Annotated in this window: 14 protein-coding genes and 1 pseudogene; 8 read left to right on the top strand and 7 right to left on the bottom strand. The window is 67.8% G+C overall.

The features are described 5' to 3' along the window. Positions 1–389: lysophospholipid acyltransferase family protein (locus tag FXN61_RS41050; protein ID WP_167979265.1), on the top strand; the 389-nt coding region annotated here is incomplete at its 5' end. A 258-nt stretch (positions 390–647) separates the two neighbouring features. Here FXN61_RS41050 and FXN61_RS41055 read toward each other — a convergent pair. Then, entirely contained in the window at positions 648–1064 is a 417-nt protein-coding gene (locus FXN61_RS41055) for a cytochrome c oxidase subunit 4 (RefSeq protein WP_167979266.1), read from the bottom strand. 14 nt (positions 1065–1078) lie between these two features. Then, positions 1079–2011: an aa3-type cytochrome oxidase subunit II gene (ctaC, locus tag FXN61_RS41060; protein ID WP_312878393.1), complete on the bottom strand. Its 933-nt coding sequence runs from the start codon at positions 2009–2011 to the stop codon at positions 1079–1081. A gap of 170 nt (positions 2012–2181) precedes the next feature. On the opposite strand from ctaC, the gene asnB reads away from it, so the two are divergent. After that, positions 2182–4110, top strand: a complete 1929-nt coding sequence (gene asnB / locus FXN61_RS41065) for an asparagine synthase (glutamine-hydrolyzing) (RefSeq protein ID WP_167979267.1) — start codon at positions 2182–2184, stop codon at positions 4108–4110. 41 nt (positions 4111–4151) lie between these two features. Here the strand turns inward: asnB and FXN61_RS41070 are convergent, their stop codons facing one another. Together FXN61_RS41070 and FXN61_RS41075 are read right to left on the bottom strand one after the other, a co-directional pair. Continuing rightward, positions 4152–4916: a class I SAM-dependent methyltransferase gene (locus FXN61_RS41070; protein ID WP_167979268.1), complete on the bottom strand. Its 765-nt coding sequence runs from the start codon at positions 4914–4916 to the stop codon at positions 4152–4154. Between the two features lie 7 nt (positions 4917–4923). Further along, positions 4924–5856: a carbohydrate kinase family protein gene (locus FXN61_RS41075; RefSeq protein WP_167979277.1), complete on the bottom strand. Its 933-nt coding sequence runs from the start codon at positions 5854–5856 to the stop codon at positions 4924–4926. Positions 5857–6014: 158 nt separating this feature from the next. Here FXN61_RS41075 and FXN61_RS41080 point away from each other — a divergent pair, with 158 nt between their 5' ends. Then, positions 6015–6188, top strand: coding sequence for a hypothetical protein (locus FXN61_RS41080; RefSeq protein WP_167979264.1), 174 nt, complete (start codon positions 6015–6017; stop codon positions 6186–6188). Between the two features lie 82 nt (positions 6189–6270). Here the strand turns inward: FXN61_RS41080 and FXN61_RS41085 are convergent, their stop codons facing one another. Together FXN61_RS41085 and FXN61_RS41090 are read right to left on the bottom strand one after the other, a co-directional pair. Then, positions 6271–6642 (bottom strand): HesB/IscA family protein, encoded by a 372-nt coding sequence (locus FXN61_RS41085; RefSeq protein WP_167979269.1) that lies wholly within the window; start codon positions 6640–6642, stop codon positions 6271–6273. A gap of 149 nt (positions 6643–6791) precedes the next feature. Next, on the bottom strand, positions 6792–7850 hold the full coding sequence (locus FXN61_RS41090; protein ID WP_167979270.1) for a glycerate kinase family protein: 1059 nt from the start codon (positions 7848–7850) through the stop codon (positions 6792–6794). A gap of 42 nt (positions 7851–7892) precedes the next feature. On the opposite strand from FXN61_RS41090, the gene FXN61_RS41095 reads away from it, so the two are divergent. Genes FXN61_RS41095 through FXN61_RS41105 form a run of 3 tightly spaced genes read left to right on the top strand, consistent with a single transcriptional unit; the run spans position 7893 to position 10180 of the window. Further along, complete coding sequence (locus tag FXN61_RS41095) at positions 7893–8528, top strand: DUF3043 domain-containing protein (RefSeq protein ID WP_167979271.1); 636 nt, start codon at positions 7893–7895, stop codon at positions 8526–8528. Continuing rightward, entirely contained in the window at positions 8528–9160 is a 633-nt protein-coding gene (locus FXN61_RS41100; RefSeq protein WP_167979272.1) for a class I SAM-dependent methyltransferase, read from the top strand. Before FXN61_RS41095 ends, FXN61_RS41100 begins: the two co-directional genes overlap by 1 nt. Positions 9161–9193: 33 nt before the next feature. Then, positions 9194–10180, top strand: a complete 987-nt coding sequence (locus FXN61_RS41105; RefSeq protein WP_167979273.1) for an aldo/keto reductase family protein — start codon at positions 9194–9196, stop codon at positions 10178–10180. Positions 10181–10188: 8 nt separating this feature from the next. Here FXN61_RS41105 and FXN61_RS41110 read toward each other — a convergent pair whose 3' ends face one another. Further along, entirely contained in the window at positions 10189–10389 is a 201-nt protein-coding gene (locus FXN61_RS41110; protein ID WP_167979274.1) for a hypothetical protein, read from the bottom strand. A 17-nt stretch (positions 10390–10406) separates the two neighbouring features. Between FXN61_RS41110 and cobU the strand changes: the two genes are divergently transcribed. Further along, positions 10407–10949 (top strand): bifunctional adenosylcobinamide kinase/adenosylcobinamide-phosphate guanylyltransferase, encoded by a 543-nt coding sequence (gene cobU, locus FXN61_RS41115; RefSeq protein ID WP_167979275.1) that lies wholly within the window; start codon positions 10407–10409, stop codon positions 10947–10949. 24 nt (positions 10950–10973) lie between these two features. Next, positions 10974–11428, top strand: a pseudogene (locus FXN61_RS41120) (nicotinate-nucleotide--dimethylbenzimidazole phosphoribosyltransferase); the annotation flags it as partial.

Genomic DNA, 11428 nt, shown 5'->3' on the forward strand with positions numbered 1-11428 from the left:
CCGCGCTCGACACGGCCGCCGAGATCCTCGCGCGCGGCGACGCCTTCGCCATCTACCCCGAGGGCACCCGCTCGCTCGACGGCATGCTGCACCGCGGCCGCACGGGCGTCGCCCGCATGGCGCTCGAGTCGGGGGCCCCGGTCGTGCCGGTCGGCATCATCGGCACGGACAAGGTGCAGCCGGTCGGCAGCAGGTTCCCGAAGATCGTCCCCGTGACGATCCACTTCGGCGAGCCGCTCGACTTCAGCCGCTACGACGGCATGCAGGAGTCGCTGCCGGTGCTGCGCAGCGTCACCGACGAGATCATCTACCGCATCCTGGACCTGAGCGGCCAGGAGTACGTCGACGCGTACCAGAAGACCCCGGAGAACGTCAGCGCTGCCGCGTAGCGCTTCTGAACGCACCCAGGACCTCGGAAGGGCCCTTCCTGCCACACGGCGGGGAGGGCCCTTTGCGCGGTATGCGATATATCGGACACCGAACTGATATATCGCATACCGGATATCGGGCGCACAGGTCATCGCGGCCGATATCCGGTATGCGGTACATCACATTCTGGATATCGGTCGCGAAACGCCCCAGAAACGCCTGAAGCCCCCTCCGCAATGGAGGGGGCTTCAGCCAAGCAATATCCGATGTATCGGATATCAGTCGTGATTGGGTCCGGTGTGGTACTCGAACACCAGGCCACCGACCATGATCAGCACCAGGACGATGGCGATCACGAGCAGCCACACGTGCCAGAACGCCACCGCGACACCGGCGGTCGCCGCCGCGGCCGCGAGGCCGACCGGCCAGTACGAGCCGGGGCTGAAGAAGCCCAGCTCACCGGCGCCGTCGGAGACCTCGGCATCGGGGTTGTCCTCCGGCCGCACCTCGATGCGGCGGGCCACGAACCGGAAGTAGGTGCCGACGATGAGCGCCAGGCCACCGGTCAGAGCGAGCGCCACCGTGCCGGTGGGCTCGACGGCGCCGGTCGCCGCGTGCGTCCAGTAGCCGTAGATGACGGCCATCAGGAACGAGAAGGCCATCACCAGGTCGAATACGCGAGCTTCGATCTTCATCGCGGGGCGTGTCCCTACTTCTGGCCCGCGCCGGAGGCCTCGCGGGCCGACCGGTCGGTGTTGAACGGGGTGGTCGTGGTGGCCAGCGGCGCGCACAGCTCACCGCAGTTGACCTGCGAAAGCGCCTCAGCCGTGGTGTACGGCTTGCCCGTCTTGGAGTTGATCTCCTTGCGGAGCTCGATGTACTTGTCGAAGTCGGCCTCGTTCAGGGCGCGGACCTCGAAGTTCATCACCGCGTGGTAGGAGCCGCAGAGCTCGGCACAACGGCCGACGAACGCACCGGGACGGTCGATCTGGTCGATCTGGAAGACGTTGTCCTGGTTGTTCTTCTCCGGCTTCGGGAAGACGTCCCGCTTGAAGTGGAACTCCGGCACGAAGAACGAGTGGATGACGTCCGTCGAGCGCAGCGTGAACTGGACGCGCTTGTGAGCCGGCAGCACCATGATCGGGATCTCACCCGAGGTGCCGACCGTGCTGACGACGTTGCCCTGTTCGGTCTTGTGGTCCGGGTACTGGAACTCCCAGTTCCACTGGAACGCGATGACGTCGACGTTCACGTCGGGCTTGCCCGACTTGTCCGTGACGTAGTTCTGCGTGACGGCGGTGAAGTAGAACAACACCGCCACGATCACCGTCGGCACGACGATGAGCACGATCTCCAGCGGGAGGTTGTACGCCGTCTGACGCGGCAGCTCCTCCGACTTCTTGCGGTGGAACACCACCGACCACAGGATCAGACCCCACACGATGACGCCGACGACGAGCGCGGCGATCACGGACCAGGTCCAGAGCTCGCGCATCTTCTCGGCCTGCGGCGTGACGGCCTGCGGCCATCCGAAGCGCAGCACCTCGTCCGTGGAGCAACCGGTGGCCCCGATACCGACCAGGCCGACCAGCCCGGCGGTCTTCGCCAGCCGGGATGCCCTGGTGCCCTCCTTCAGGCCCACTGCTCGCCCGCCTCCTCGTTCCATGCCAACGGATCAAGCGGGAGCGTAGCCCAGCGCAACCGCGCTCACCCCTTGGGGGCACCGCCGCTGCGGTGCAGTTTCGGTCACACAAAGCCGCTTCGGCATACTGAGGTCTTCCCCGTCGTATTTCTTTGAGAGGTGCGAGAGCCTTGTGCGGCCTGGCAGGACTTGTTTGCCCTAGCGAGAACGAGGCCGAGAACGCGCGCCCGGCTGTGGAGGCCGCGCTGCGCTGCATGCGGCACCGCGGCCCCGACGAGAGCGGCAGCCGGCGGGTCGACGAGGTCGTGTTCGGCTTCAACCGCCTCGCCATCATCGACATCGAGCACTCCCACCAGCCCCTGACGTGGGGGCCTGCGGAGTCGCCGAGCCGGTACACGATCAACTTCAACGGCGAGATCTACAACTACCTGGAGCTGCGCGCCGAGCTCACCGAGAAGTACGGCGCGGTCTTCCACACCGACGGCGACACCGAGACGATCGTCGCCGCCTACCACTACTTCGGCCCCGCGGCGATCACGAAGCTGCGCGGCATGTTCGCCTTCATCATCTGGGACTCCGAGCGCAAGATCGTGTTCGGCGGCCGCGACCCGTTCGGCATCAAGCCGCTCTACTACGCGCACGGCCAGGCCGGCGTCGCGTTCTCCAGCGAAAAGAAGATCCTGCTGGAGATCGCCCCCACGCTCGGCATCAAGCCGAAGATGAACGTCAAGGGGCTGCAGCACTACCTCACGCTGCAGTACGTGCCGGAGCCCGCCTCGCTGCACGACCAGATCTTCCGCGTCGAGTCGGGCCACTCGTTCACGCTGGAGCCGGGCAAGGCACCCGCGTTCGAGCGCTACTTCCCCGCGAACTTCAAGATCCGCACCGTCCGCAGCGAGGCCGAGGCGGACGCGCTGTACGACGAGATCACGGCGGCGCTGCGCGACTCGGTCGCCAAGCACATGCGCGCGGACGTGACGGTCGGCTCGTTCCTCTCGGGCGGCATCGACTCGACGGTGGTCGCGGCGCTGGCCAAGGAGCACAACCCCGACCTGATCACGTTCACGACGGGCTTCGAGCGCCAGGGCTTCTCCGAGGTCGACGTGGCCGCGGAGTCCGCCGCGCTGATCGGCGTGAAGCACGTCGTCCGCACGGTCAGCGCGCAGGAGATGATGGACTCGCTGCCGCTGATCACCTGGTACCTGGACGACCCGGTGGCCGACCCGGCGCTGGTGCCGTTGTGGTTCATCGCCCGTGAGGCGCGTCAGCACGTGAAGGTCGTCCTGTCCGGTGAGGGCGCGGACGAGCTGTTCGGCGGGTACACGATCTACCGCGAGCCGTTGTCGCTGGCGGCGTTCGAGAAGGTGCCCGGCGCGCTGCGCAAGGCGATGGGCAAGGTTTCGACGAAGATCCCGCACGGTGTGCGCGGCAAGGACCTGCTGCGCCGCGGCGCGCTCACGCTGGAGGAGCGCTACTACGGCAACGCCCGCATCTTCCTCGACGACCACCTGAGTCAGGTTCTACGCACGTACGACCCGAACGTGTCGCACATGGACGTCACGGCCCAGCCGTACCGCGAGTCCCGCAACTGGGACCCGGTCACGCGCATGCAGCACGTCGACCTGTTCACGTGGCTACGCGGCGACATCCTGGTCAAGGCCGACAAGATGACCATGGCGAACTCGCTGGAGCTGCGCGTCCCGTTCCTGGACCCCGAGGTCTTCAAGATCGCTTCGCAGATCCCGAGCGACCTGAAGATCACGCCGGACACCACGAAGTTCGCGCTGCGCAAGGCGATCCGCGACATCGTGCCGGCGCACGTGCTGAACCGCCGCAAGCTCGGCTTCCCGGTGCCGATCCGGCACTGGCTCAAGGACGAGATGCACGACTGGGCGGTCGACATCGTGCGCACCTCGCAGACCGACCAGTACCTCGACAAGAACGCGGTGCTGCGGCTGATCGAGGAGCACCGCTCCGGAGTGCTCGACCACAGCCGCCGCATCTGGGCGCTGCTGGTGTTCATGATCTGGCACGGCATCTTCGTCGAAGGCAGGATCCAGCCGGTGGTGCCGGAGCCGCACTACCCGGTCAAGCTCTAGGTTCGCGATCAGGGCCCCTCTCCGGAGGGGCCCTTTTCGTTTTACCTTCGTCCCTGTGCGCTGCAGATCGCGTACGAGCTCACGACGGTCTCCGGCGACGCCATCAGTTCCAGATAGCGGTCGAACTCGTCGTCGGACAGCGGCAGCTTCGCGCGCACCTGACGCGCCGACGTGGCGAGCAGACGGCAGCCCGGTGAGCCACCGGCCCACTCCTGCACCTCACGGGAACCGCTGACGTCGTGCAGACCGGTGTCGAGCAACGCCTTCTCGATGCGCGCACCCCATGCCAGTTCCGCACCGGCCTGCTCGAGCAGCGTCAGCAGAGCGTTCTTCACGCGCATGATCAGCTTGGCGTCGTCGGGGGCCGCCGAGAGGACTTCGAGCGGGAGGCAGTCGAACTCGTCGAGCACGAGCCAGCCGCCGGGACGCAACGCGTCGCGAAGCTTGCGCAGGACGGTGTCGCGAGCGGGGAGGTGGAACAGCACCAGGCGGGCGTGGACCAGGTCGAACGCGTTGCCAGGCAATATATTGGATACTACGTCATGCTCCAGGACGGTGACGTTGTCGCGTTCCTCGAGCCGGGTCACGTCGATGTCGGTAACTGTCACGTGCCCGGACGGCGCGACGACGTCAGCGAGCCAGTTCGCCACGGATCCCCCGCCGCCCCCGACCTCCAGGCAGCGCCAGCCGTCCGAGATGCCGAGCTGCTCGACGCGGGCGAACGTGCCCGCGTCGAGCAGGGAGCTCAGCGCGTCGAACTGCGGATCGAGCAACTCACCGGTGTTGCCGAACAGGTACGTCCCCATTGTCCGATCATGGCAGGACGGGGGCGATCTCCTCAGCAGCTTCGTCGCCAAACGCGCCGCGAATGCGCGCGAGCGCCGATTCGCGATCCAGCACCCACTCCTGCGTGCCAACGGTTTCGAGCACTTCGACGGCGATCAGCGAACCGAGCTGAGCCGACCGCTCCAGGCTCAGGCCAGAGGTCATGCCGGCGAGGAAGCCCGCGCGGAAGCCGTCGCCGACGCCGGTCGGGTCGGTCTTCGCGACCTCGGGGACCGCGGGGACGTGCAGCGCGAAGCCGTCGCGGTCGACGATCTCGACACCCTTGGCACCGAGCGTCGTGACGCGCCTGCCGACGCGGGCGAGGACGTCGGCCTCGGTCCAGCCGGTCTTCTGCAGCAGCAGTTCCCACTCGTAGTCGTTGCTGAAGAGGTACTCGGCGCCCTCGATGAACGCGCGCGCCTGCTCGCCGTCCATGCGGGCGAGCTGCTGCGACGGGTCGACGGCGAACTTGTAGCCGCGCTGACGGCACTCCTCGGCGTGGCGGAGCATCGCGGCGGGGTCGTCCGGGCTGATCACGACGAGCTCGAGGTTCGCGACGCGGTTCGCGATCGGCGACAGTTCGATGTTGCGCGCCTCGGCCATCGCGCCGGCGTAGAAGGAGGCGATCTGGCACATGTCGTCGTCCGTCGTGCAGACGAACCGCGCGGTGTGCGCGACCTCGGACACGTACACGCCGGTCGTGTCGACGCCGTGCCGCTCCAGCCACGAACGGTAGTCGTCGAAGTCCTTGCCGACTGCGCCCACGAGCACCGGACGCACCCCGAGCACGCCGAGGCCGAACGCGATGTTCGCGCCGATGCCACCGCGGCGGACTACGAGGTCGTCGACCAGGAAGCTCAGTGACACACGGTCGAGACGCTCCGCGACCAGCTGGTCCGCGAAACGACCCGGAAAGTGCATCAGATGGTCGGTCGCGATGCTGCCGCACACGGCTAGGGGCACGTCGACTCCTCATTTCCTTGTTGCGCTGCGTGACAACTCACCCGGATGAGTGCAGCTGTGAAGACTACCGTTTGGTAGGGCTACCGCAGGTCAGACCGCCGTCATACGGTCGGGGCGTGACGATCCCTGAAGCGAGCACGATGAGTGAGCTGATCGAGGACTGCGCGCAGCTCCCCTTCGCTCTGACGCACCCTGAGCACCCCCTTCCCGCCCCGCGCGCGGCCGCGCCCTGGCAGGTCGACGAGCAGTGCACCCATCAGGTCGAGGGCCTGGCCGAGTATGGCGTCTGAGCTTCTGGGCTGATTCCCAGTACACACAGCACGAGGCCGCGTTCCCGTTTGGTTCGGGAACGCGGCCTCGCGCGTGTTCGCCTTAGTGGAACGAGTCGCCGCAGGCGCAGGACCCGCCGGCGTTCGGGTTGTCGATCGTGAAGCCCTGCTTCTCGATCGTGTCCACGAAGTCGATGACAGCACCTTCGACGTACGGCGCGCTCATCCGGTCAACGGCGACCTTCATGCCGTTGAAGTCCACCAGCGCGTCGCCGTCGAGCGAACGCTCGTCGAAAAACAGCTGGTAGCGCAGACCCGCGCAACCGCCGGGCTGGACGGCGATGCGCAGATGCATGTCGTCGCGGCCCTCCTGGTCGAGCAACGCCTTGGCCTTGACGGCGGCCGCATCGGTCAGCGTCACGCCGTGGCTCGGCGCCTCGGAGGTCGAAGGGGCAGCGTCCTGAGCGGTCGTCATGGCTCTCCTAAGAGGTCCTTTGCGGGCGGTTCGCCCCTCAACAACACGGGCGTTCCCCGCTTTGTTCCTCTTCCATGGTCCCACAAGGGTGGCCCATGTCGCCTCAAGTGGTGACTGTCACGTAGACCACCCTCAAGCCAACCGATATATCAGCGCGACCACTGCTTGGCGACGTGCTCCGCCGTTGCAACGAGACTTTTGCGGGCGTCCGCAATCGACTTTTGCACAGAACCGACGTGCTCGGACACCGAGTAGGCGTCCTGGACGCCCGCGGCGCCCATCTCGCGGCGGCCGACGCTGACCTGTCCGGCGATCGCGATGCACGGGATACCGCGCTCGGCGGCGCCCGAGGCGACAGCGGTGATGAGCTTGCCCCGGAGTGACTGCCAGTCGAAGCTGCCTTCGCCGGTGACGGCGATGTCGGCGTCGGCGAGCGCGGCGTCGAGGCCGGTGAGTTCGCGGACGAGGCCGGCGCCGGACTTCACCGTCGCGCCGAGCGAGAGGAGCGCGGCGCCCAGGCCGCCGGCGGCTCCAGCACCCGGTATGTCGGACACGGGTTTGAGGACGTCCATCGCGGCGAGCTTCGCTTCGAGGCGTTCGACGGCTTCCGGGGACGCGCCCTTCTGCGGGCCGAACGTGCGCGCGGCACCGTGCGGGCCGAGGAGCGGGTTCTCGACGTCGGACGCCGCGACAAGCGATATATCAGTTAAGTCGACGCCGGATTTGGCCCCTGATTGGGACACGGCGTCAGACAACGCGGCGAGCATGCCGGCGCCGCCGTCGGTCGTGCCGGAGCCGCCCAGGCCGACCGTGATGACATCGTTGTCAGCCGCAGCTGCCGCGATGAGCTCGCCGACGCCTCGCGTTGTCGCCATCTCGCAGGATTCCGCGCGCAGTTCCACCGGGATGAGGTGCAGGCCGCATGCCTCGGCGGACTCGATGTATGCAACGCGTCGACCGTCGGCACGCACGCTGAGCCAGCGTGCTTCCACTGGCTTTCCGAGGGGGCCGGTGACGGTGATATATTGGATATCGCCGTCCAGTGCCGCATGCAGAACGTCGACGAAACCTGGGCCTCCGTCGGCCAGTGGGCGTTCGACGACGACGTCGTCGGGCTTGGCCTCGCGCCAGCCGGTGGCGATGGCGTCGGCGGCCTCGCGAGCGGTCAAGGTGCCGCCGAAGCAGTCCGGAGCGATGAGTACGCGCACCTCGCGAAAGGTACAGAAAAACCCCTGCCCTACCCTTGTGCTGTGAGGTTCCTGCGCCGCAACTCCGCCGACACCACCGCCCAGACCCCCGAGTCGGGGGCCGAGCTCGCCGAGCCGCTCGACAAGGCTCACAGCACCGGCAAGGGCAGGCCGACGCCGAAGCGACGTGAGGCGCAGGGCAGGCGCTCCGGTCCGGTTCCGCCGCCGCCCCGCACGCAGCGCGAGGCGTTCAAGCGCATGCGCGGCAACAAGGTGAGCAAGGAAGAGCGCCGTGCCGCGGCCACCGAGCGCCGTCAGCGCATGATGGCCGGCGACGACAAGTACCTGCTGCCGCGTGACCGCGGTCCGCTGAAGGCGTACATCCGCGACCTGGTCGACTCGCGCCGCAACCTCATGGGCCTGTTCATGCCGCTCGCGATCCTGGTGTTCGTGGCGCTGCTGACGCCGTCGCTCGCCGTGCAGCGCTACGCGACGCTGGCGACGACGTTCATGCTGATCGCGATGGTCATCGAGGGCCTCGTCCTCGGCAGGATCGTCACGCGGAAGGTGCGGGCGAAGTTCCCGAACGAGCCGATCAAGGGCATCTCCATCGGCTGGTACTCGTTCATCCGCGCGAGCCAGCTGCGCAGGCTGCGTGTCCCGAAGCCGCGCGTGAAGCCGGGCGAAACCATCAAGTAGTGCGCGAGAAGCAGCGCAAGCTTCAACTGCCGGAGAAGCTGCGGTGGAACCACAACGAGTGGTACCGCCGCTGGCTGCTCCGGCAGTTGCCGTCCCGGGCCGCGGCAGCGCTGGACGTCGGCTGCGGCCTCGGCGATCTGGCGCGATCGCTGAAGGCCGACGAGGTCACCGCGATCGACGCCAGCGCGCGCATGATCGAACGGGCGAGCGCGACCAGCAGCAGGATCCGTTGGATCCACGGCGACGTGCTCACCCACGACCTCGGCCGCTACGACGTCGTCACGGCCGAGGCGAGCCTGCACCACCTGCCGTTGCGCGAAGGCCTCACCAGGCTCGCCGAGCTGACCAAGCCGGGCGGGTTGCTGGTCGTCATCGGGCTGTACATGACGGCGACGCGAGCGGACCGCGCGATGGAGATCGTGACGTTGCCGGCGAACGCGATCGTCGGACTGGCGAAGGCCATCAACGGGACGGGCGGCACCCCGCACGATCCGGAGATGCCGGTCGTGTTCACCGCGCCGACGCTTCGGGAGATCCGCGCGGCGGCAGCGGAGATCACGCCTGGCGCACGCATCCGCAGGCACGTGTTCTGGCGGTATTCGCTGGTCTGGCGCCGACCCGAAGTTCATTAGCAGGACGAACGATTTCGGTTTAAGCTCCGATGTATGAAGTTCCGTCGACTCGGCCGCAGCGGCCTGTCCATCAGCGAGATCTCGTACGGCAACTGGCTCACCCACGGTTCCCAGGTTGAGGAAGAGCAGGCCCACGCCTGTGTGAAGGCGGCCCTCGAGTCGGGGATCACCACCTTCGACACCGCCGATGTCTACGCCAACACCGCCGCGGAGTCGGTGCTCGGCCGGGCGCTCAAGGGTGAACGGCGCGAGTCGCTGGAGATCCTGACCAAGGTCTACTGGCCGACCGGTCCCGGCGGTCCCAACGACCGCGGGCTCGGCCGCAAGCACGTCATGGAGTCGGCCAACGCGTCGCTCAAGCGCCTGCAGACCGACTACGTCGACCTGTACCAGGCCCACCGGTTCGACTACAGCGTTCCGCTGGAAGAGACGATGCTGGCGTTCGCCGACCTCGTCCGCCAAGGCAAGGTCCTCTACGTCGGTGTCTCCGAGTGGACCGCCGAGCAGATCACCCGCGGTGCCGCGCTGGCCCGTGAGCTGCAGATCCCGTTCGTGTCGCACCAGCCGCAGTACTCGATGCTGTGGCGCGTCATCGAGCCGCAGGTCATCCCGGCGTGCGAGCGCGAGGGCCTCAGCCAGATCGTCTTCTCCCCCGTCGCGCAGGGCATCCTGACCGGCAAGTACCTGCCGGGCGCCGAGGTGCCGGAGGGGTCGCGCCTCGCCGACGCGCGTGGTTCGCAGATGATCGCGCGCTGGATGCGTGACGACGTGCTGAACGCGGTGCAGCAGCTCAAGCCGATCGCTGAGGAAGCGGGCGTCACGATGGCGCAGCTCGCCGTCGCGTGGGTGCTGCGCAACCCGAACGTCGCGTCCGCGATCATCGGCGCGTCACGTCCGGAGCAGGTCTTCGAGAACGTCAAGGCCATCGACATCGAGCTCGACGACGACGTGCTCAAGCAGATCGACAACGTCCTCGAGGGCGTCATCACGGACGACCCGAGGCTGACCGCCCAGGGTTAGCCGGCCCTCTATTGGACGGGGTGGAGGCTCATCGGGCCGTACACCTCGGATTCCGAGCGCAGCAGCGTGACCTGCTCGACCCCGGCGTCGAGCAGGTCACGCCACTCGGCGCTGAACCACTCCTCCGCCTCCGTCTGGTCGGCGAACGCCACATCGGGGCCAGCGACATCGCGGCCTTGTGCATCCTGGTAGCGCCAGCGGAACTCCATGAGACGAAGGCTAACTCTTGTCATCCAGGACGCTCGTGCTCGGCGGAGCGCGTTCAGGCAAGTCAGCGCACGCGGAAGGCCTGCTCACCGACGCGACCGTGACTTACGTCGCAACCGCGCGCAGGTACCCGGACGACCCGGACTGGGACGCGCGCATCGCGTTGCACGTCGCACGCCGTCCGTCCACTTGGCACACGGTCGAGGCGTCGGCGCCGCCCGACCTGCCCGCGTTGCTCACCGCGACCTCGTACGACGACCCGCCGATCCTGGTCGACGACCTGTCGACGTGGCTGGTCGGCGTGCTGGACGACGCTGATGCGTGGGAAGGGCCCAACGGCGTGGAGGCGGTGCAACGCAACGTCGACGAACTGGTGCGCTCGGTCGCCACGTGCCGGACGCGGCTGGTGCTGGTGACGGCGGAGGTCGGCCTCGGCGTCGTCCCGTCGACGCGCTCAGGCAGACTCTTCCGCGATCACCTCGGTGCGCTCAACGCGCGCGTCGCCGAGGTGTGCGACGAGGTGATGCTGCTCGTCGCGGGCATTCCGTTGAGACTGCGTTGATCAAAGCAGGGATGAGGAGTAACGGTGAGCACCGAGTTCCCGCCGGTTGAACCGCCGGACGAGACCGTTCTGCGCGAGGCCGAGGCCCGTCACGCGGTGCTGACCAAGCCGGTCGGCTCGCTCGGGCGGCTCGAGGAGCTGGGCAACTGGATCGCGGCCTGCCAGGGCGTGGTGCCGCCGAAGCCGTTCGTGCGGCCGCGCGTCGTCGTCTTCGCCGGCGACCACGGCATCACCGCTCAGGGCGTGTCGGTGTACCCGAGCGAGGTGACCGGCCAGATGGTCGCGAACTTCCTGACCGGCGGCGCCGCGGTGAACGTGCTCGCGCAGGTCGCGGGGTGCCACGGTGCGCGTGGTCGGACATGGGCGTCGACGCGACACCCCGGCGGCGGTCAGCGCGCACAAGGTGCGGCGGTCGTCCGGTTCGCATCGACCGCGAGGACGCGCTGACCCGCGAGGAGTGTGAGCTGGCGATCGCGGCC

The organism is Lentzea indica, assembly GCF_012184385.1.
GTDB lineage: Bacteria > Actinomycetota > Actinomycetes > Mycobacteriales > Pseudonocardiaceae > Lentzea > Lentzea indica.

Bases quoted from the DNA above. Each gene is read 5' to 3' on its own strand.
- FXN61_RS41110 (WP_167979274.1), bottom strand. From the start codon at position 10,389: ATGGAGTTCCGCTGGCGCTACCAGGATGCACAAGGCCGCGATGTCGCT.
- FXN61_RS41055 (WP_167979266.1), bottom strand. From the start codon at position 1,064: ATGAAGATCGAAGCTCGCGTATTCGACCTGGTGATGGCCTTCTCGTTC.
- FXN61_RS41070 (WP_167979268.1), bottom strand. From the start codon at position 4,916: ATGGGGACGTACCTGTTCGGCAACACCGGTGAGTTGCTCGATCCGCAG.
- FXN61_RS41075 (WP_167979277.1), bottom strand. From the start codon at position 5,856: ATGCACTTTCCGGGTCGTTTCGCGGACCAGCTGGTCGCGGAGCGTCTC.
- FXN61_RS41085 (WP_167979269.1), bottom strand. From the start codon at position 6,642: ATGACGACCGCTCAGGACGCTGCCCCTTCGACCTCCGAGGCGCCGAGC.
- FXN61_RS41105 (WP_167979273.1), top strand. From the start codon at position 9,194: ATGAAGTTCCGTCGACTCGGCCGCAGCGGCCTGTCCATCAGCGAGATC.